This is a genomic window from Solitalea canadensis DSM 3403, assembly GCF_000242635.2.
Classification (GTDB): domain Bacteria; phylum Bacteroidota; class Bacteroidia; order Sphingobacteriales; family Sphingobacteriaceae; genus Solitalea; species Solitalea canadensis.
Genome location: NC_017770.1, coordinates 1,318,074 through 1,338,016 on the forward strand (window position 1 = coordinate 1,318,074; position 19,943 = coordinate 1,338,016).

The window sequence follows — 19,943 nt, forward strand, 5'->3', positions numbered from 1 at the left end:
ATGAGCCAAATTAAAGCTAAAAGATGTTCACACTTAAATTCAATAGTACAAGGTATATGAAATTTACATATGGTATAAGACTGGCAATATTATTCTTTTTTATTAATACTGCTGCTTTTGCCCAGGTCGGAATGATTTCAAATACACCGGACAGATCTGCTGCATTAGATTTGAAAGCAACTAACAAACAAGGCGTATTGATTCCTCAGGTAAATCTTAATAGTACTACGCATAAATCAGTGATTGCAGGAGGTGCACCGGTCAAAAGCTTGTTAGTCTATAATACTAATTCCGGAATTACGGGAAAAGGTGCCGCCGGTGAGGGGTTCTATTATTGGGATGCAACCATGTGGCAAAAACTGGTTACTCCGGCTGATACAACCGTTTGGAGTTTATATGGTAACAGTAATACAGATCCTTCAGTAAATTTTATCGGTACAACAAATTCAAATGATTGGATTGTGAAAACCAATAATATTGAAAGAATGCGTGTAAATGCCAATGGTAATATTGGTATGGGTGATAGTGATAATGATATTACAAATACATTGGATGTAAAAGCGCCTGCACTTCCTGTTCGGTTCGAGACATTATCGATAACCAATGCTTCTAATGCTATACCTCTTGTAGTAAATGCTTCCGGTGTTGTAAAGAAGGCTGCTGTGGGTCTTCCTCATGTAGCCTATTTGCAATCATCAACAATACAGAATCTTTCGTTTGATGCTTTTAGTATGTATTCTGGATGGTATTCTCCTGCTGTATTGAGTTTTGTAACAGGAGATATTCTCCTGAATAATATAGGCACCTGGAATGTAGCAGATAATTCATTAACAGTGACTAATGCAGGAGAGTATGATGTAACCGGAGCCTTTAATTTTTATACAGGTTCTACAGGTGGTCCAATGGCTATTAATGTAGTGATTCAAGCGTACAATACTTCTACAAGTACATGGGATGATGTGGTGGGAAGCAGAGCCATGTACAATACTAATGGGCATACACAAACTTGCAGTGTATCCGGAGTTGGGGTGTTATTAAATGGGAACACAAAAATCAGATTTGTTGCGTACAGGGGGGCAAAATTCTACGCTGTGAATAATGATGTGAAAGCGAATGTAGATCCTGCCAATGGTATCACTTATTCTAAATATTTAAAAGTTGCCCGAATACGATAATTGGAAACACGGATTTTAATTAAAAATGTAGTTGCAGCCTCTTAAATCTTGTTAACATGAAAAAAACGTTCATTTTATTAATATCCTTTATATTGTTAATCCACACTGGTTTTGCACAAGTTGGAGTAACCACCAATACACCTGATAAATCCGCTGCATTAGATATGAAAGCAATGTCGGATAAAGGTATTTTGTTGCCTAATGTTAATATCACTAAAGTGTCAGATCCGGCTCCGGTACTAGGTAATGCGCCCGTGCAGGGTTTATGGATCTACAATAACAATACAGCTGTTATCGGAACTTACTTAGGCATATCAACCAAGGGATTTTACTATTGGCAACAGAACCGTTGGAACAAAATGGCGACACCTTTAGATACAACAGGGTGGGGTAGACTAGGTAATATAGAAACAAATCCTTCGATTCATTTTATTGGTACCAGGGATGCTGCTGATTGGGTGGTGAAGACAAATAATACTGAAAGAATGCGCGTAACAGCTGCAGGTAATGTTGGGATTGGAACAAGTAATCCAACCAATCAGTTACATGTGAAAGCTGCTAGTGTGCGTTTTGAAAACCTTGAGTTAACAACAAATGATACAGATGCAGGTCTGGTGGTCGATAATATGGGTGTTGTAAAACTGTCCATATGGGGTAGTGCATACTTTCAATCTTCTGATGTTCAGGATTTACCATCATCAGCATTTAGTGCAATAAGTAATCCAGCGATTATTGATTTTTCTTCATCAGATATGCTTTTGAATACCATTGGTACCTGGAACGATTCTGATAATACCTTCAATGTTTTCTTTTCAGGAACTTACGAAATAACGGCAGAGGCAAATTTTTATGTTCAAACTGTTTCGGATGAAACAATGGGGATAAGCCTCGTTTTGCAAAAATGGAATGGAACTGCCTGGGTGAATGTCATTGGTAACAGAGATCAATATGAAGTAAACTGGTCAGGTAAAATATCTGGAGTTTATTTAACAGGTGTTCTTGCTCTTAATGATAATACTAAGCTTCGATTGGTAATTCAAAGAACAGAGGGGGGTACAGCTTCCGGAAATATAAAGATCATGAGTGATCAATCAACCGGGATTCAATATTCAAAGTTTTTCAGAATTATAAAAGTAAGTTGATCAGGAATCTATCTGGTTGCGACAATTGAAAGCTAATTCATTAAAAATGAAAACAAAACTAAAATACTTAGTAGCTGTATTAGGGAGCCTTGGTATTATTAACCATGTCTCGGCACAGTTATATATTGATAACATATTTACCACCTTGCCGCAATCAAAGGTATTTGTAGATGGAGATGTGATATACGCTGGAAATACTTCACAAAACATATCCCATCAAGGTGATTTAGAAATAAAAGGCAACTGGTATAATAATTCATCTAACGATTTGAAAGTATTTACCGATGCATCCACGGGAAAAATTATTCTTAGTGGAGCTATACAAACATTTAACGGCTTAGTTACCCGTTTTCCTGATTTACTGCTTTCAGGATCAGATAAAAAGGTCCAAAATACTTCTATTGAAATAACTCATTTACTTGAACTTACCGATAAAGAATTGGACGTAAATGGTCATACAGCATTTGTATTATCAACCAATGTTGATGCGATGAGACAAACAACCGGTTATATAAATACCAGTACATCAAAGGAAGGTTTTTTAATACGTTCAATGGATAATAGCTCCTCGTATCTGTTTCCATTAGGTAATAAAACAGACGGAGTATATCGTTATCGTCCCTTGCAGGTTAAAGCTGATAAGGCAGGTAATATAGGTTGTCAGTTTCAAAATTATCGTGCTGATAGAGACTATTACAATACTGAAGACACAAAAGAAGGGGTTAAAGGTGTCAATGAACACTTCTATCATGGTCTGATGACACAGGATGCTGATAACAAAGTAACGCTGAGTGTTCCATTTAATACTGTGGTTGATGGTGCATTTGAAAATATAACGGAATGGGATGAAGAAGCTCGAAAATGGGGCCTAGTAAAAACAACTAATCCTTCGTCTTCCAACTTTCGTACCACTACGGTTAACTTAAACACAGCAGAAAAGCTAAGTATAACCAACTCAGAAGTTTTGCCAATTGCTTTAGCAGGTCAATTTATGCCAGATCTGTTTATTCCGAATGTATTTACCCCAAATGCCGATCAAAACAATGATGACTTTGTGGTCAGGGGGTTAAAAGAAAATTACCCTGAAAATGAATTGGTAATAATTAACAGGTGGGGAAATGAAGTATTTAAAGCCACTAACTATCAGAACGATTGGAATGGTAGTGATTTGCACGAAGGGGTGTATTTCTATATTCTGAAAGTTAAACCCAAAAATGGCGGGACAAAATCCTTCACAGGATATGTACATATAATACGATAAGGAAATGAAAGAAATTAAAATAGTAATGGTTGTTGCTCTGATGCTTTTGCTAAGAAGTCCTATATGGGCTCAGCAAAATGCCCAGTTTAGTCAGTACATGTTTAATGGCTTATACATAAACCCGGCTTATGCCGGATATAAAGAGCAATTATATGCCCATTCATTCTATCGTATGCAGTGGGTTGGATTTCCTGGTGCTCCTAAAACCTTCACAATTGGAGTAGATGGTACTGCCAATAATGATAAAATGGGTTTGGGTTTAATTTTAGCGAATGATAAAATCGGATCTGCAAATTCAACTTCGGCCATGTTTAATTATGCATACAAAATACAAACAGGTGAAGATGCAAAGCTGAGTTTTGGTTTGGCGGCCGGAGCCAAAAATTATATGATTAAAGGACGTGATTTGCAAAGTACTGTTGAGTATGATCCGTCTGTTCCTGATGAAAATCTTTCAGCTTGGTTACCGGATGTAAATGCCGGGATTTATTATAGTTCAGATCGTTTATATGCCGGATTATCTGTAATGAACCTGCTATCATCCTATATAAATATAGATGCGGATAAGCGAAATTATGTTCCTAAACAAGCCCGTCATTATTTTTTAACAGCTGGAGCTCTATTTCACTTAAATGAATCATTGAGTTTAAAACCTTCATTTTTAATTAAAGAAGAGTTTAAAGGCCCTACCAATATGGATTTGAATGCTATGCTGTTGATTAATGATCGCATCTGGTTAGGAGGCTCTTATCGTACAGGAATAAACATCTGGAAGAAGAATAACTTGCAAAGCAATTTGTTAAAACAGGATGCCTTTGCCTTTCTAGCTGAAGTATATCCAACAGAACGCTTACGCATCGGTTATTCATTTGATTATGATATGACAACATTACGGACATATAATAATGGAAGTCACGAGATTTCGTTAGGATACTATTTTACCAGTTCAAAAGTACGATTGTTATCACCTCGTTACTTCTAATCGACCCCACTTTATTATGAAAAAATACATATTGATATTGACAGGATTGATTTTAATAAGTCAATCCACATTAGCGCAAACAGGAAAATCGAAAGGAGATGAGCAATATCAACTTTACAATTATTCTAAGGCAGTAGTTTACTACCAAGATGCTTATAAGGATAAAAAAAGTTACTACTTGGCACACCAGATAGCCAGTTGTTATCATTTTATGAACGACTATAAATTTGCTGAATCCTGGTTTGCCGAATCCGTTGGCTATCAGGATCATAGTCTGGAAGATGAGTTGCACTATGCAGAAGCTTTGCGGAATAACTCAAAATATGGAGAGGCTAAACAAGTATATACAACCTATGCCAAGAAGAAAAACGTAAGCTACGACGACCAAGTGATTTGGATAGGTTCCTGTGACTCGGCTTTGGTATGGATGAAAGTTCCGGAACCTTACAATGTAGTTAATCAGACTGGGGTAAATTCTCTTGGCTCGGATTGGGGATTGGTGAAGTATAAAGATCAGTTGGTTTTCTGCTCAGACGATAAGGCCAAGGTGAAAATTAGCAATGTGAACCCATTCTTATCATTGGATATTGTGCATAAAAGTCTTGATAAAGAAACCTATGGGTGGACCGGCAGAGGTTATCTGAATATTTTCACCACCAATGATGGTGACAGTGCCATTCATCCGTTGTTTAAAGATGAGGACAAACGTACCTATCATATTGGATCACCTTGTTTTAACGCAACTGGAGATGAAGTGTTTTATACTGTAACCCGTTTAGTTAAAAATCCGAAAAATAACTTTCTGGTAAATAAAGCTTATACGGTTAAATTGGAGATATTCTCACGCACCCGTTCGGCTGGAGATTGGAGTAAACCGGTTGCCTTTCCATACAACAATGCATTAGAATATTCTGTTGGTGATCCGTACATAACCCCTAATGGTAAGTATCTGTATTTTAGCTCGGATATGCCAGGCGGATTAGGAGGGACTGATATTTACTATTGTAAACGCAATTTAGATGGAGGTTGGGATGCCCCTCAAAACCTGGGAGTGGTTATTAATACTGCTGGTAATGAACGTTTTCCACGCTTTTCTGCCGACGATACATTCTATTTTTCGTCGGATGGCCGGATAGGCATGGGAGGGTTGGATATCTATGCCGCCCAAACAACTGATAAAGGCTTTGGACGACCAGTGTCGCTAAAGTACCCGATCAATTCGCCACAGGATGATTTTGCCATTTGGTTTACTGGCGATTATACAGGTTATTTATCTTCAAACCGGGACGGTGGCTTAGGGGATGATGATATTTATTTGTTTAGCTTAAAAGATATTAAGATCCGTTTGGAAGGTATAGTGGTAGATAAAAAAAGTGGACTACCACTGGAAAATGCTGTTGTTGTTCTGCAGAATGTAAGAACAGGGGAACAGTATAAATATGTAAGTGGTAAGGACGGAAAGTTTGCCTTTGAGCTAGGTCCTAAAAGTAATTATAAGATACTTGCCAGTAAAACTGATTACATGTCGGTTGGTAAAGAAGGAATTACCACAGAGGGTATCAACGAGTCTTGTACGCTAAAAGAAAGATTGGAATTGGCTTTAGATCGTATCACTAAAGATCCTATCAGAATTGAGAATATCTATTACAACTTCGATAAATGGGATTTAAGAGCCGATGCGCTTGTTGAATTGGACAAGTTGGTGAAATTGTTGAAAGAGAATCCAACGATAGAGATTGAGTTAGGTTCACATACCGACTCAAGAGGTAACGACAATTACAACCTGAAACTTTCTCAGCGTCGTGCCGAATCAGTTGTAAATTACCTGATCAAGAATGGAATAGATAAAGGTCGTTTGGTAGCCAAAGGTTACGGTGAAACTCAATTAATAAACAAATGTTCGAATGGTGTAAAATGTTCAGAAGCTGAACACCAGGCCAACAGAAGAACTGAGTTTATAATTGTAAGATATTAATTCGTATCTATCTATATTAAATGATCCGGAGCAGACTTCTGCTTCCGGATTTTCTGTTTTATTAGGGGTATTCAACTTCCAATTTTAATGCTTAATAATTTCCAATGCTTCACCTATGTCAATTCTCTTGAGAAGGGCTTCAATGTGATAATTATAAAGCTTAAGTTTTTTGAGTAGTTCAGATAAATTAATTTCTGAAGAAAGAAATAAATGTGAGATCTGATCAATTGGGGTGAGGTAAGCAATCTGATTGTTTTTGTTACTATTTAGGTACTGCTGTATGCAGCCTAAAATAATGCTCCTGCCTTCTAACAGTGCATTTAAAAGTTCTAATTGAGCGTTTGTCATAAAGATAATGCTTAGGTTAATGCCCAGTTGTTAAATCGTTCTTAAAATTCTTGCGAATTGAAACCTAATAAAATTAATACAGGTATAACTATGCCAATAGTTATAGGTATAACATTAGCTCATAAACTAATCAAAGAACTGATTTAAAAAGTACATCAATGATGTTGTGTTTTTATTGCTTTATTGTATTGTATTTTTAACTATACTACATTTTATGTTTTAAAATTAATTCATTTTTCTGGCAAAATTGTGACATGTTGAAAAATAGAGGTGAAATATTAGAAAGAGTGGTGCGTCAATCGAACATGTCTGTTGTGGCAATAGCACGTCAAATGGGAGTAGAACGCTCAACGGTTTATCGACATTTTACACTACCTGATTTAGATGCTGGTTTAATACTTAGATATTCAAAGGTTTTAAAGCATGATTTTACAGAAGAGTTTCCAGAATTATTTTCTGATTTAAAGTCCATCATAAATGAGCCCGATCCAAGTTATGGTATTACCAAAAGTTATGGGGAATTATTAAATGAAAGAGATTACTGGAAAGATAAATACATTACACTTTTAGAACGTTATAATGAGCTAATTATTAAAACGTTTTCTAATAAACATTAGCCATGTCCATTTGTTAAATATCCAATCACTATACTAGAATTAGATAAAAAAATGCCATTTATCAATTTTTACAGTTTGATCAAATTGAACAGTAAAATACCTTTTTCGAATAGTAAAATTCAGTTTTAGATTTCATATTTATATAGTTGTCCGCTTGAGCTCAAAGAGGTTTCAACTATCTATTTAATGTTTTTGCGCAAGGTTTATTTATTTAAAAAGCTGCTTTGACCCTAGCAGCTTTTTATTTTTTAGTCAAGTTGTGGTAATTGTAAGAGTTATAAGAACTAGCTGTTTACTATAATTCTATTGTTTACCGAATGCACAAATTGAGTATTTTTTTGTTCGATGTGAATAGTCGTTGTTTTTAATATCTTTCATTTTTGTAACGCGATTTAAGCTTTAAGTCAGTGTTACAGATAGTTATTGCATTTAAGCTTTAGGATATCGCATTTAATGAAAAGTGGGAGAGTTACAATGCAATCATTAGAAGAAGATTTCAAGATCATAGAAGATATAAAAAACGGCGATACAAATAAATATAAAATATTGGTTGAGAAATATGAAAGAGGACTTTTCTTTCACATTTATAAAAAAGTATTAGATAGAGATATCGCAGAAGAGTTAACGCATGAATGTTTTATCAAAGCATTTTGCAATCTGACTAAGTACAAACCGTTATTCAATTTTAACACATGGTTATACACTATTGCAACGAATCATTCATTAGACTACCTAAAAAAAGAAAAGAAGTTTCGTGCTAAATATTCGTTTCAATCACTTGCAGAAGAGTCTTTTGGAATAACGGAATTCGCTACCAATACTAATAATCCGGAACTATCATTAATTAAGAAACAATACTCAACCTTCATCCGCGAATCACTTTTTAAACTTCCGGAAATGTACAGCATTCCTTTACGTCTTCGATTCATTAAAGAATATACCTATGATGAAATATGTGCTGAACTAAACCTTAGTATGGTAATCGTTAAATCAAGAATTTTTAGAGGAAAAAGATTACTTCAGGAAAAATTAGCCTGTTTGTCTTAGCTATATGTTTTGTCCTTCAATAGCTACTATCAAGGTTAACCTGATTGGTTGGCTATTATGTGTTTTATTTAGTTGCAATAATCATTCATCATTACAGGATACCCACAATGAATCGCAAAGATCAGAATGGTGTGGTACCTATGTTGGAGTTATTACTGAAGAGAGAGGACTCGTTCGGATTAAGTTGAAACTAAGATCTAACGGATATTACACAATGGAGCAGAAGGATGTTAAAGTTAATGCCAATTGCATTATTACTTCATATGTGTGGAAAGTTGTTGATAGTAACAAAACAGTTCATCTATATAAAACTGACGATACTGAATTAAGCCGAATAAGTTATATAGATAGTTCAAAAATCGAAATCTCCTTTAACAAAGATGATAAAAGATATTTTCTTTATAAGAAACCTTAATCCTTATTATCTAATTCAACTCTAACTTAAAATCAAACAAGAGTTTAAGTCTGCATAAGAAAAATCAAAAAACACTATTCTGGTTATAAAATGTCACATTCGAACAATCAAATTACTTCTTGTTTACCCTTATTAACTTAAAAAAATCTGCTATGTATTAAGTTCAATAATTTTCTAAATTATTTTTATAGCACTTGCGTATATACCGAAGGCCGTTGTGTTTATAAAGTAGGGTCGAAAGAATGCTGGGTTATCAATGATAATTGTTACAGAATAGGAAAAGCTTTAAATGGTTTTATGGTTTGAAAACCGGTGAATAATGAAATTAATAAGACTTTCTTATGTTTAAAAATGAACAATTTGAGCTGTTTTTTAATTTTTTCGAATACTGTACTTGTTTAAATAAATGTTGATTTGTGTATAATATTTATCTAAATAAAGTAATATGAAAAAAATGTTAATCGCAGTGGGACTAGTGTTTTTTGGTTTTGCTGCAAGTGCTCAGGTATCAAAAGGGACAGTAACAGTAGGTGGTAATGTTGGATTTGGAACTTCGAAAACAAAAGATGCAGACGATAAAAGCACCACGTTTTCTATTCAACCTCAAGTTGGTTATTTTCTCAGCGATAAATTAGAAGGTTATATAAAGCTTGGATATGTGAATGATTCAAATCAAGAAATGCAAGGTACTGTTTTAGGTAAAAAGAACACTGATCAGTTTGGTGGAGGTGTCGGATTAAGAAGATACTTCATGGTGAGTGATAATGTAGCAATTTTTGCTGGTCCGGAACTGAGTTACTATTCAGGTTCAACCAAATTTGAACCCAAAGGAGGAAGCTCAGAAAAGCTTTATAATACAAATACCTTTAATGCAAATATCAATGCAGGAGTGGGAGTGTTTTTTACCAAAAATATAGGCTTAGTAGCCGGTTTGGGAGTTCTAAGTTTTGAGTCAGAAACTCATAAACCTAATGGTGGTGGTGACAAATCTACCAACACTTCATTTAATTTACTTGCCAATAATGCTCCATTTGCACTAGGAATTGTATTCCATTTTTAAAAACGAATAATAAGAAACTGAATGTTCCTTTAGGTTATATTTTGCACACGACCCTCGGTGTTCTTAAATGTCGAGGGTTATTTACAAGAATGTTTTATTCAAAAATTACAAATAATAAAAAAATATCATGGAAAAATTTAATGCTTTAAAAGCCCTTATTGTTTCGACTGAAGAAGATGCTTTTAAATTCTACACAAATGGTAACGGTGCGGCTGGAACACGAGTTAGAAAGGCAATGATGGAGGTTAAAAAACTTGCACAGGAAATCAGAAATGAAGTGACTGAAGTTAAGCACAAGAGTAAAGCCTAAGATTTCGAATAATAATCATAGTGCGCCCGGTATTAGTTAAATGATAATGCCGGGCTTTTTCTTTACTGTGTTCTTGAAATCATTAGTAGTTAATGCTTTGTTTTATAATAATTAGATGAAAAAATGAATCAAATTGACTATTGTTTTAACTATTACGAATAGTACTTAAGCTAAGATAAGTATTTATTTATAGTGATTTAATTGCGCGGTATGCAAATAAATTAAGTTTTTGTTCTTCTCTATTTTTCTTTAGAGAAGGCAATTGGTCTCATGTGGGGACGCCCATTTTAATTGGGGTCCCCACTTTTTTTGAAACCTATTATCTCTAATAAATTATCACCTCATCAAAAAAAAGCTTTTTTCTGATTTTGTGTCTTGGACTTTTTGAGGGATAAAATGTGTTATTTGAATAGTATTCTGAATGTTTATAAAGAACTTATTTTAAAACTAAAGTAATTTGGCAATTTTTTACTTTCTCTAGTAAAATTAAGTATGGCCGAATTGAGTATTTATTTGTCTTTTAGGGTTAGAGGAATTAAGATCCTTATTTAATATTTGTAATACCAATTTGTTTTAAAGAGAGCGTAGAACAATTTTGGATTTATTTTGGTTCCTTCGGTATGAACCGCCCGGTTAAATTACTAGAAGGTTTGGTTTAATTGTTAACAAAGACCGTTTCATTTATGAAACGGTCTTATTTTTGCTATCTAATTGTTACTTAAGGAATCTATTAGTACAATAAATTAACTTTAAAGTTTCCTATATTTGTAATATGTTCACACCAAGAGACATATCGTTATATTCTGTATTTTCACATGCCTATATGGTGAAAAAGGGAATTGGTGTGGCTAATTCCACGGGTAACACTTCCTTACGGAAAGAGATTGTTAATAAACTTCCTTTCTTTTCTGCCAACAAAGACTTTAATAAGTAGCCCCGAATCCGCTTCAAGATATTAACATAATTGGGTTCGGGGGCATTTGCTAACCGGCCGCATAAAATCGCTTTAATATTTTAGCTGCAAAATATCAGCTTAAGCAGTACAACTTCCGGTCTATCAAGTAAATGCATACGATCCATTATCTGAAGCATCCAAAGCAGTATATCAGATAAAAATAAATACACATAATGTTTAATTAAATTATGAATTAGTATGAAAAATTTAATTTCAATTACAGAAAAAGATCAGCGTTTGTTACTAGATGCACTAAATAAAAGTACAATGCCTTCTCATAATAGACAGAAGTTGGAAGATGAGTTGAAGAATGCCAAAATTTATAAGGAAAGCGAATTGCCGGTTGATGTTATTTGCCTTAATTCTGAAATAGAACTTTTGGAAGTTGATAATGAGAAGAAAATGAAAATAAAATTAGTTTTACCTAATGAAGCTGATATGAAAACGCAAAAAGTTTCGGTATTAGCTCCAATAGGAATTGCCTTGATTGGCTATAGAAAAGGTGATATGGTGGACTGGGAAATGCCAAATGGCCTAAAGAAATTCCAAATATTAGATGTTGCCAATTAATGGATGATTGCATCAATTTTCAATAAAAATCAAATGAGAAAGCCTGGTTAGTCCAGGCTTTTCTTATTATAAGAGTTCATTTACTTGGTAATCCTTCCCATTAAATCTGATCGAATCTCCTCTCTTTAATTTTAATAGTTTATTTCCTATAGGGGATACAGGAGAAACAGCAAAATATATTGTTCCATCAATGTCTATGGCTCCAGCACTTATGGATAGGTAGAAATTGCCATTGTTGGTGATAACAAGGCTCCCGTTTTGGGCAACTGTTGATTGTTGTTGAGGATCAATAAGCGATAATGCTTGTTTTAACTTTAATGCCTCATTTAATTGTGCCGTATTGCGGTCAATTTCTTGCTGCATCATTTCACGGGTAGTTTCGTATTTATCACCTGCACTGCTTTTGGTGTCGTCAGAAGCGGCCTCTTTTGCTGATGCAATTGCATTTTCAATGGTTTTTACTCGTTGGTCAATATAAAATTGACAAGCTTCGTATATGTGCTGTTTTATTGTATTCATGAATTACAAAGAAACGAATTGAAACTTATTTGTTCTATTTTGATTATTCACCGATTAAAATTCTAGTTCTACCGATAGAATATATGTTTTAGGCTGAAATTGGTTTTTATGAGTAACGGTTTGTCTATTTTTATCTAATCAATTCAATTCAATTCAATAGTTAATATAAAGATGGCATTACAAACAATTTTAGGGGCTGGAGGAGCAATAGGATCAGCATTAGCCAAAGAACTTCATAAATATACCAGCGATATAAGATTGGTAAGCAGAAATCCTAAAAAGGTGAATCAGTTTGATGAACTTTTTCCAGCAGATCTTTCAGATCCGAAACAGGTTGATATTGCGATTGAGGGTTCGGCTGTTGTTTACCTGGTTGTTGGATTTGAATACTCAATAAAAGTATGGCAGGAAAAGTGGCCTGTATTAATGCAAAATGTTATTGAATCATGCAAAAAACACAATGCTCGTTTGGTGTTCTTTGATAACATTTATATGTATGATAGGGAGTTTCTGAATAAAATGACTGAAGATACTCCAATTCGCCCTACAAGCAAGAAAGGGGAGGTACGAGCTAAAGTTGTACAAATGCTTACGAATGAAATCCAATCCGGAAATTTGACTGCTTTAATTGCTCGGTCTGCAGATTTTATTGGAACTAAGAATAGCGTTTTGGTTGAAATGGTTTATAAGAATTTGAAAAAGGGGAAAAGTGCCAATTGGTTTGCAGATGCTAATAAATCGCACTCTTTTACCTTTGTTGATGATGCAGCAAAGGGTACAGCTTTATTAGGAAATACACCAGATGCATATGGTGAAGTTTGGCATTTACCGACCGATAAGCATGCGCTAACAGGAAAGCAATGGGTCGAATTGTTTGCAGATGAGCTGCATGTTAAGCCTAAGCTGATGGTTATGTCAACTTGGATGATGGGGATTTTAGGGTTGTTCGTTCCAATTTTGAAGGAGTTTAAGGAGATGGTGTATCAATATGATCGTGATTATGTTTTCGATAGTTCCAAATTTAACACTCGTTTCAATTTTACGCCGACTACTCCTCAGGCTGCTGTAAAAGCTATTGCTGAAGCCATGTAATTTTATAATAAACCATATAAGACAGATAAGATCATTTAAGAAAAACTTATATCATTTATATGCCTTGCATGGTTCATAAATAATAAACCATATAAGACAGATAAGATCATTTAAGAAAAACTTATATCATTTATATGCCTTGCATGGTTCATAAATAATAAACCATATAAGACATATAAGGTCATTTAAGAAAAACTTATATTATTTATAAGCCTTGCATGATTCATAAATAATTAAACCATATAAGACAGATAAGATCATTTAAGAAAAACTTATATCATTTATATGCCTTGCATGGTTCATAAATAATAAACCATATAAGACAGATAAGATCATTTAAGAAAAACTTATATCATTTATATGCCTTGCATGGTTCATAAATAATAAACCATATAAGACAGATAAGATAAGATCATTTAAGAAAAACTTATATCATTTATATGCCTTGCATGGTTCATAAATAATAAACCATATAAGACATATAAGGTCATTTAAGAAAAACTTATATTATTTATAAGCCTTGCATGATTCATAAATAATTAAACCATATAAGACAGATAAGATCATTTAAGAAAAACTTATATCATTTATATGCCTTGCATGGTTCATAAATAATAAACCATATAAGACAGATAAGATCATTTAAGAAAAACTTATATCATTTATATGCCTTGCATGGTTCATAAATAATCAACCATATAAGACATATAAGGTCATTTAAGAAAAAAACTTATATGTTTCTTATATGCCTTATATGGTTCATAAATAATCAACCATATAAGAGATATAAGATCATTTAAGAAAAAAAACTTATATGTTTCTTATATGCCTTATATGGTTCATAAATAATCAACCATATAAGAGTTATAAGATTATTTAAGAAAAAACTTATATGCTTCTTATATGCCTTATATGGTTCATAAATAATCAGCCATATAAGAGATATAAGATTATTTAAGAAAAAACTTATATGCTTCTTATATGCCTTATATGGTTCATAAATAATCAGCCATATAAGAGATATAAGATTATTTAAGAAAAAAACTTATCTGTTTCTTATATGCCTTATATGGTTCAGAAATAATCAACCATATAAGATATATAAGATCATATAAGAAAAAAACTTATATGTTTCTTATATGCCTTATATGGTTCAGAATAATCAACCATATAAGAGATATAAGATCATTTAAGAAAAAACTTATATGTTTCTTATATGCCTTATATGGTTTAAAATACTACTCCTCCCAGCTGGCTGAAATAATACTGCCGTATTCTTCAGTGTTTTTAACCTGGAGATAAGTAGCAATTTCTTGTTGCATATCATCGACGTGAGATATTAAGCCAACAATTCGATTTTCTTTACGGAGCGATTTCAGAGTTTCGAATACATGATGCAATGAATCTTTGTCCAAAGAACCGAAGCCTTCATCCAGGAAAAAGAAATTTTGATTACCCTGGTTAAATTGTTGAATGTTATCAGCTAAAGCTAATGCAAGCGATAATGCCGCCTGAAATGTTTGTCCACCTGAAAGGGTTTTTACAGAACGAACCTGACCATTATTTAGATTGTCCCTTATGATAAAACTTTCCGTTTCTTCATTAAGTTCAAGCGACAGCTGGTTTCGGCTAAATTTCATAAATCGTTCATTAGCGGCAAAACATAAGTTTCGGAGGTATACAACCGAGATAAAGCGTTCAAAACCATTAGCTTTAAATAAACGATCAAGGATGTCCAATTGAGATTTTCGGTCTTCAAGCTGTTGTTTATCTTTTACTAGTTGAGAAATACGGGCAAGCGCTTTTTTGCCATTTTCAATACTCACTTTAAGTTCCGCAAACTGAGCAGAGGTATGATTTAACAGATCCGATAAAGTACCTAATTCTGTCTCAAGCTGTAAATACAACATTTCATTGTAAGTTTTTTGAGCTATTGACTGTTCAATGTTTTTTACACGTTCTTCAGCAACTGCAATATTTTTTTTAAACTCACTTATTTCAATTCTAAATGACGCTATATCAATATTTTTTAATAGTGTTTTTAGTACCTCATCCTCCGATAAGTTATCCGACTTTAATAAACCTGAAAAGCTTTCCTGTTTTTCGACAAGTAAAACTTTGATACTTGTAATTTGTCCACTAATGTTTTCTATAGCACCTGCAAATTGATTAATCTCTCTGCTTTTTACTTCTGACCGTTTGATTAGAGCATCTAGTTCTTGTTGAGCATCATTTAACCTATCTATTAGAAATCTAGACTCATTTTTTAGTTCTTCTGCTGTTTTAGATTCAAAATCACTTTCATTTAGAACATCAAGATTGCTAACCAATGTATTGATTGCACCCTTACTTTCAGCTAGATCGTTCTTGAGTTTTATAACCCCATTTTCATATTTTTTTAAATCCTCGTTAGCCAGGTTAAATTGTTGATCGAGTAGAGTCTGCTCTTTATCAATTTGGTCCCTTTGCAGTTCCCAATCTTTGATAGAGGCTCTCATTTCATTTATTTGTTCAGGTCTATCAGGTGAGAAATTATCATAATTAAAAGATTGCTTATGTAGCGTTACTGCTTTTTCTTTCTCATCAACAACCAAGGCAATTTCATTTTCCTGAGAAATGATATGCTCTGTGCCCTGTTGATAGCCATTTGTCTCAATTATTAACGCATTTAATGATTTGATTTGATTGTCAATTGTTTTCAAATCAGTATCCATCGATGCCAAAGCCTCGGTACTATGATGTGAAGCATATAAATTCGGATGATGAGTAGATCCACAAAGTGGACAATTATCTCCTTCTAGCAAATTTTGGGCAAACTCAGCCAGTTTTTCAAAACTTTTAACTTCGAGCTGTTGGCTCAGTACTGATGTTTTATGCGTGTCTAGTTTTTTAATTTCATTTTGAAGAGAAGTCTTAAACGGTTCAATCTCCAATGGGAATTCCAATTTATGAACAGCTAGCTTTTGTGCAAAAGTTTCAGTCAAATAGGCTCTTTCGGCTTTTCGCTGTGCAAGTTGTGAGTTGATATTACTAAGGTCAGCTGATAGCTGTAGATGTTTACCGAACCAATCGGTTAAATTGGCAAGTAATTCATGATTAGGTTTTCGTTCGTTTAACTTAGAGCGATTCGCTAATAAGGAGTCTTTTTTGTCTTTCAGCCCCTCAACTTCTTGCTGCTTATTATGAATAAGAGCTTCACCCTTTGAAATTCGTTCCTGAAGTACTTGTTCATTGGTTCTTAATTCTTTTAGCTGGGCAATCGCTACTAATTCAGCGGCCTTTTTGAGCTGCTGATCTTTATTGTCTAAAGTTTGTTTTAAAACAGCTTCTCTTGCTGTTAATTGAGATAATTCTTGTTTATGAATTTCTTGTTTTTGTTGATTGATTTTTAGCTGGTCATTAAGGTTGTTCAGTTCATGCTGTAAGCGTGTTTGCTCTTCAACAATAGCAAGGTAACGTTCTTTTGTACGTTCGAAATGCAGTAAATCTTTTTCTTTTTGAACTATTGTACTTTGTTGATCGACTAATAATGAAAGCTCTTTTCCTCTAAGAGTCAGCTCTTCCAATCGTTGTTTAAGTTCAACAAGCTCTTTCAGTACTAACTCTTTTTGTTTTTTCTCCAACTCAATCTTTTCCTTTTCGGCAGATAGAACAGTAAGTTGATTCTCTTTTTCTTGCAATTCTTCTTCAGAAATGGAACCTAAGCCAGTAAGTTCACCCTCTAAATAGGTTAATTGTGCCTTAACTTTATAGATCTTCTCTCTAGTTGTTTGCGCATAATCAAATTTATCGAGATTGAAAAGCTCCTTCATCATTTTGGTCCGCTCGGCCGGACCCAACTGGATAAACTCCTGGAACTTTCCTTGTGGAATTATCACCGTACGTTTAAAATTCTCATAAGAAATACCAATCACTTTTGATGCATCAGCAGATTCAAGTGGTTCCCAGTCGTTATTTTTCCATTGGTAAGCTTGTCGTTCAGGAGTGGGTACAAGTTGAAAGTTTTTGGTACTTCGTTTACTTTTTACAGTAAAACGATACAATAGCTGTTCAATTCCCGCTTTAAACTGAAAATCGATTAACATGGAATTAGAACGCATGTTCATCATGTTATAGGAACGGTTTTCCCGATTGTTCATCCGTTCAATATCTCCATAAAGAGCAAAAGTAATGGCCTCTAAAATGGTTGACTTTCCACTTCCCACTGCACCGAAAATGCCGAACAAATGATCTTGAGTTAATTTTTCAAAATCTACCACATGTTCATCTGCGTCTCTATATGAATAAATGCCTTTTAATGTTAATCGTACCGGAAGCATTAGTAGCTGGTTGTTTTAGTGATAATAGTTAATTGATCATGGTTCATGGTTCATAGATCATGGTTTGATGACTATAAATCATTTAGTTATCTGTCATGATTTCTCTGAATAGTGCCATTAACTCAGGTGAAGGGGCTTGATCTTTATTTTCGGATTTGAAGTATTCCACAAAGAGATCTTCAGGTTTCATGTTAAGATCTATTTGTCGTGATGACGAACCGCCACTAGTATTTTTAAATTTAATTTCTGGAATAATATTGATGATTCCTTCGTGTGTTTTATTCAGTCTTCGGCGTTCTTCAGCAGTCAGATAAGTGTCGGAAACAATGGTTACTTCCACTAATGCATCTTGGTTGTTTAGTAACCATTCTACAGCGTTATCAATTGAGTCAAATTTTGATCGCAATAAACGTTTCCCTTTTTGTAAGGGAATATTGGTTCTTTTAACCTCTTTACCAGCCTCAGCGTCAATTAATACAACAAACTTCTGTTGGTTGCTCTCATTAAAACTATAAGCAAGGGGAGAACTGCAATATACGATCGGATAAGGTCTTTTGTCAATTGTATGTCTCCTATGCAGGTGTCCTAATGCTACATATTGAAGTTCGGTAGGAAGATTTTCAGAATAAATAACCTGGGCGTTCCCTACAGCTAAAATAGATTTCTCATCATCAGGTTCTTCCGGTAACTCTTCTCCCTTTTTTGCAATGTATAGGTGGGCCGCTAAAAAATTCACCCCTTCATTATCCATGTATTTGGATGCAAGCTGCTGCCAATGCTCTTGCAAAAGCTGTCGAAGTGTTTCTTCAGGATTATCGTTACCTAAATATTTTCTTAAACGAATTTCATTGGCATAAGGCGTTAATAGCATACGAAGAGGCGCAGTATGTCCTGGAAGTTTAAATTCTGCAAATCCTGCTTCCGACCGGATTAACTCAAGTCCTGTTTCCAGTTTAAAAGGATGAATTACCGCATTGGGGTAGCCTACAAACACGATCCCGCATTCACGCGCCAACGGATCAGGCGTATTGATACGGTCGGGAGAGTCGTGATTACCTGCAATAGCAATAACTAACGTTTTACCGTTATTCGATAAACGTTTAAGCGTTTTATAGAGTAATTCTATTGATTCAACTGGCGGATTAATTGTGTCAAATAGATCGCCGGCAACAATAACAACATCTACCTGCTCATTTTTGGCAATTTCACAGATCTCATCCATTACCTCCACTTGTTCAGGGTGGCGGGCAACAAAATCTAAACGCTTGCCGAGATGCCAGTCGGCTGTATGAAGTATTTTCATTGAATACAGTTTCAAATTGCGAGTTTCCTATTTAATTTTTAGCAAATCAAGTAATGTTGGTAAACTGATTTTTGGATGTGGTTTAAATTCCCCATTATTGGTCTATTTGCCTCAAGAAAAAATAGATGGTTTGAATGCTAATTGCAATACGATAAAAAAGTATGAATTATATAGGCATTAGTAAAGTGCTGTTAACTAATAAATTAAGATTCAATTATTTACCAGTAATTAAAATTTTATATTTAAAAGTTAATTTTTTTGCCTTTCATCTATCTCCTTTGGCATTTTATTGGCATTTTTGCAGCCGAATAAAAAATATAAGGGATGAAAAAATTATTGTCGTTAACAATTATTGCGATTTTGTTTACAGTTGCATCTGCTAAAGCACAAAGTTATACAACTGCTTTAGGAGGTCGTTTAGGAAGTGAAAGTGGAATCACATTAAAACATTTTGTGAAATCAAACGGTGCTTTAGAAGGAATTTTAGGTTTTGATAATCATAGCTGGGATTTAACTGGTTTATATGAAGTACATGGAAACGCATTCAGAGAGCCAGGGTTAGATTGGTTTGTAGGTGGTGGTGCTCACATTGGTTCTTACCGTTATAAGTATAACCATAATTATTATGAAAATGAAGTAAACTTTGGTTTAGATGGTATTTTAGGCTTAGAGTACACATTCAGTGGTGCGCCAATCAATATTGGTATCGACTGGAAACCGGAATTGAATTTCACTGGTTATGAGGGTTTTTATCCTGATAACTTTGCATTGTCTATTCGTTTTACATTTGGACGATAGTTTATATAAGTTAAGTAAGAAGAGCCGCTTGAGAAATCAAAGCGGCTTTTTTTGT

At 34.2% G+C, this 19,943-nt stretch carries 18 protein-coding genes; 14 read left to right on the forward strand and 4 right to left on the reverse strand.

Annotated elements, in window-relative coordinates; translation table 11 throughout:
* The first annotated feature begins 56 nt into the window (after positions 1 to 56).
* From SOLCA_RS05370 to SOLCA_RS05390, 5 genes are read left to right on the forward strand one after another with little or no spacing between them, the layout of a single operon-like run.
* Positions 57 to 1,175, forward strand: a complete 1,119-nt coding sequence (locus SOLCA_RS05370) for a hypothetical protein (protein ID WP_042479359.1) — start codon at positions 57 to 59, stop codon at positions 1,173 to 1,175.
* A gap of 56 nt (positions 1,176 to 1,231) precedes the next feature.
* On the forward strand, positions 1,232 to 2,317 hold the full coding sequence (locus SOLCA_RS05375) for a hypothetical protein (protein WP_014679436.1): 1,086 nt from the start codon (positions 1,232 to 1,234) through the stop codon (positions 2,315 to 2,317).
* 46 nt (positions 2,318 to 2,363) lie between these two features.
* Entirely contained in the window at positions 2,364 to 3,578 is a 1,215-nt protein-coding gene (locus SOLCA_RS22155; RefSeq protein ID WP_014679437.1) for a gliding motility-associated C-terminal domain-containing protein, read from the forward strand.
* 4 nt (positions 3,579 to 3,582) lie between these two features.
* Positions 3,583 to 4,560, forward strand: coding sequence for a PorP/SprF family type IX secretion system membrane protein (locus SOLCA_RS05385; RefSeq protein ID WP_014679438.1), 978 nt, complete (start codon positions 3,583 to 3,585; stop codon positions 4,558 to 4,560).
* Positions 4,561 to 4,576: 16 nt separating this feature from the next.
* Positions 4,577 to 6,535 (forward strand): OmpA family protein, encoded by a 1,959-nt coding sequence (locus SOLCA_RS05390; protein ID WP_014679439.1) that lies wholly within the window; start codon positions 4,577 to 4,579, stop codon positions 6,533 to 6,535.
* A gap of 84 nt (positions 6,536 to 6,619) precedes the next feature.
* Here SOLCA_RS05390 and SOLCA_RS05395 read toward each other — a convergent pair whose 3' ends face one another.
* Positions 6,620 to 6,883 (reverse strand): hypothetical protein, encoded by a 264-nt coding sequence (locus SOLCA_RS05395; protein WP_014679440.1) that lies wholly within the window; start codon positions 6,881 to 6,883, stop codon positions 6,620 to 6,622.
* Positions 6,884 to 7,137: 254 nt separating this feature from the next.
* On the opposite strand from SOLCA_RS05395, the gene SOLCA_RS05400 reads away from it, so the two are divergent.
* From SOLCA_RS05400 to SOLCA_RS05425, 7 genes are all read left to right on the forward strand, one after another.
* Positions 7,138 to 7,500: a helix-turn-helix domain-containing protein gene (locus tag SOLCA_RS05400; protein ID WP_014679441.1), complete on the forward strand. Its 363-nt coding sequence runs from the start codon at positions 7,138 to 7,140 to the stop codon at positions 7,498 to 7,500.
* 474 nt (positions 7,501 to 7,974) lie between these two features.
* A complete protein-coding gene (locus SOLCA_RS05405; protein WP_157604520.1) occupies positions 7,975 to 8,547 on the forward strand; it encodes an RNA polymerase sigma factor in 573 nt (190 codons plus the stop codon).
* A 4-nt stretch (positions 8,548 to 8,551) separates the two neighbouring features.
* Positions 8,552 to 8,962 carry a hypothetical protein gene (locus tag SOLCA_RS05410; RefSeq protein ID WP_014679443.1) on the forward strand — a complete coding sequence of 137 codons (411 nt, stop codon included), beginning with the start codon at positions 8,552 to 8,554 and terminating at the stop codon, positions 8,960 to 8,962.
* A gap of 445 nt (positions 8,963 to 9,407) precedes the next feature.
* Positions 9,408 to 10,022, forward strand: a complete 615-nt coding sequence (locus SOLCA_RS22160; RefSeq protein ID WP_014679444.1) for an outer membrane beta-barrel protein — start codon at positions 9,408 to 9,410, stop codon at positions 10,020 to 10,022.
* Positions 10,023 to 10,149: 127 nt separating this feature from the next.
* Entirely contained in the window at positions 10,150 to 10,332 is a 183-nt protein-coding gene (locus SOLCA_RS05420; protein ID WP_014679445.1) for a hypothetical protein, read from the forward strand.
* A 772-nt stretch (positions 10,333 to 11,104) separates the two neighbouring features.
* The gene (locus SOLCA_RS23065) at positions 11,105 to 11,266 is read left to right on the forward strand and encodes a hypothetical protein (RefSeq protein ID WP_014679446.1); all 162 of its coding nucleotides are present in this window, start codon (positions 11,105 to 11,107) and stop codon (positions 11,264 to 11,266) included.
* A 219-nt stretch (positions 11,267 to 11,485) separates the two neighbouring features.
* Positions 11,486 to 11,857: a GreA/GreB family elongation factor gene (locus SOLCA_RS05425; RefSeq protein WP_014679447.1), complete on the forward strand. Its 372-nt coding sequence runs from the start codon at positions 11,486 to 11,488 to the stop codon at positions 11,855 to 11,857.
* A gap of 66 nt (positions 11,858 to 11,923) precedes the next feature.
* On the opposite strand, the gene SOLCA_RS05430 is transcribed toward SOLCA_RS05425, so the two are convergent.
* A complete protein-coding gene (locus SOLCA_RS05430) occupies positions 11,924 to 12,376 on the reverse strand; it encodes a transcription elongation factor (RefSeq protein ID WP_014679448.1) in 453 nt (150 codons plus the stop codon).
* 171 nt (positions 12,377 to 12,547) lie between these two features.
* On the opposite strand from SOLCA_RS05430, the gene SOLCA_RS05435 reads away from it, so the two are divergent.
* Positions 12,548 to 13,468 (forward strand): NAD-dependent epimerase/dehydratase family protein, encoded by a 921-nt coding sequence (locus SOLCA_RS05435; protein WP_014679449.1) that lies wholly within the window; start codon positions 12,548 to 12,550, stop codon positions 13,466 to 13,468.
* A gap of 1,238 nt (positions 13,469 to 14,706) precedes the next feature.
* On the opposite strand, the gene SOLCA_RS05440 is transcribed toward SOLCA_RS05435, so the two are convergent.
* Both SOLCA_RS05440 and SOLCA_RS05445 read right to left on the reverse strand, forming a co-directional pair.
* The gene (locus SOLCA_RS05440; RefSeq protein WP_014679450.1) at positions 14,707 to 17,787 is read right to left on the reverse strand and encodes an AAA family ATPase; all 3,081 of its coding nucleotides are present in this window, start codon (positions 17,785 to 17,787) and stop codon (positions 14,707 to 14,709) included.
* Positions 17,788 to 17,869: 82 nt separating this feature from the next.
* Positions 17,870 to 19,090, reverse strand: coding sequence for a metallophosphoesterase family protein (locus SOLCA_RS05445; protein WP_014679451.1), 1,221 nt, complete (start codon positions 19,088 to 19,090; stop codon positions 17,870 to 17,872).
* A gap of 324 nt (positions 19,091 to 19,414) precedes the next feature.
* Between SOLCA_RS05445 and SOLCA_RS05450 the strand changes: the two genes are divergently transcribed.
* On the forward strand, positions 19,415 to 19,888 hold the full coding sequence (locus tag SOLCA_RS05450) for a hypothetical protein (protein WP_014679452.1): 474 nt from the start codon (positions 19,415 to 19,417) through the stop codon (positions 19,886 to 19,888).
* The last annotated feature ends 55 nt before the right edge of the window (positions 19,889 to 19,943 follow it).

What these genes read in the sequence shown, in the direction of transcription:
- SOLCA_RS05430 (WP_014679448.1), bottom strand. Translation starts at nt 12,376, where the DNA reads ATGAATACAATAAAACAGCACATATACGAAGCTTGTCAATTTTATATT.
- SOLCA_RS05420 (WP_014679445.1), top strand. Translation starts at nt 10,150, where the DNA reads ATGGAAAAATTTAATGCTTTAAAAGCCCTTATTGTTTCGACTGAAGAA.
- SOLCA_RS05385 (WP_014679438.1), top strand. Translation starts at nt 3,583, where the DNA reads ATGAAAGAAATTAAAATAGTAATGGTTGTTGCTCTGATGCTTTTGCTA.
- SOLCA_RS05450 (WP_014679452.1), top strand. Translation starts at nt 19,415, where the DNA reads ATGAAAAAATTATTGTCGTTAACAATTATTGCGATTTTGTTTACAGTT.
- SOLCA_RS05435 (WP_014679449.1), top strand. Translation starts at nt 12,548, where the DNA reads ATGGCATTACAAACAATTTTAGGGGCTGGAGGAGCAATAGGATCAGCA.
- SOLCA_RS05405 (WP_157604520.1), top strand. Translation starts at nt 7,975, where the DNA reads ATGCAATCATTAGAAGAAGATTTCAAGATCATAGAAGATATAAAAAAC.
- SOLCA_RS05410 (WP_014679443.1), top strand. Translation starts at nt 8,552, where the DNA reads ATGTTTTGTCCTTCAATAGCTACTATCAAGGTTAACCTGATTGGTTGG.
- SOLCA_RS05400 (WP_014679441.1), top strand. Translation starts at nt 7,138, where the DNA reads ATGTTGAAAAATAGAGGTGAAATATTAGAAAGAGTGGTGCGTCAATCG.
- SOLCA_RS05445 (WP_014679451.1), bottom strand. Translation starts at nt 19,090, where the DNA reads ATGAAAATACTTCATACAGCCGACTGGCATCTCGGCAAGCGTTTAGAT.
- SOLCA_RS23065 (WP_014679446.1), top strand. Translation starts at nt 11,105, where the DNA reads ATGTTCACACCAAGAGACATATCGTTATATTCTGTATTTTCACATGCC.
- SOLCA_RS05375 (WP_014679436.1), top strand. Translation starts at nt 1,232, where the DNA reads ATGAAAAAAACGTTCATTTTATTAATATCCTTTATATTGTTAATCCAC.
- SOLCA_RS22160 (WP_014679444.1), top strand. Translation starts at nt 9,408, where the DNA reads ATGAAAAAAATGTTAATCGCAGTGGGACTAGTGTTTTTTGGTTTTGCT.
- SOLCA_RS05390 (WP_014679439.1), top strand. Translation starts at nt 4,577, where the DNA reads ATGAAAAAATACATATTGATATTGACAGGATTGATTTTAATAAGTCAA.
- SOLCA_RS05395 (WP_014679440.1), bottom strand. Translation starts at nt 6,883, where the DNA reads ATGACAAACGCTCAATTAGAACTTTTAAATGCACTGTTAGAAGGCAGG.
- SOLCA_RS05440 (WP_014679450.1), bottom strand. Translation starts at nt 17,787, where the DNA reads ATGCTTCCGGTACGATTAACATTAAAAGGCATTTATTCATATAGAGAC.
- SOLCA_RS22155 (WP_014679437.1), top strand. Translation starts at nt 2,364, where the DNA reads ATGAAAACAAAACTAAAATACTTAGTAGCTGTATTAGGGAGCCTTGGT.
- SOLCA_RS05425 (WP_014679447.1), top strand. Translation starts at nt 11,486, where the DNA reads ATGAAAAATTTAATTTCAATTACAGAAAAAGATCAGCGTTTGTTACTA.
- SOLCA_RS05370 (WP_042479359.1), top strand. Translation starts at nt 57, where the DNA reads ATGAAATTTACATATGGTATAAGACTGGCAATATTATTCTTTTTTATT.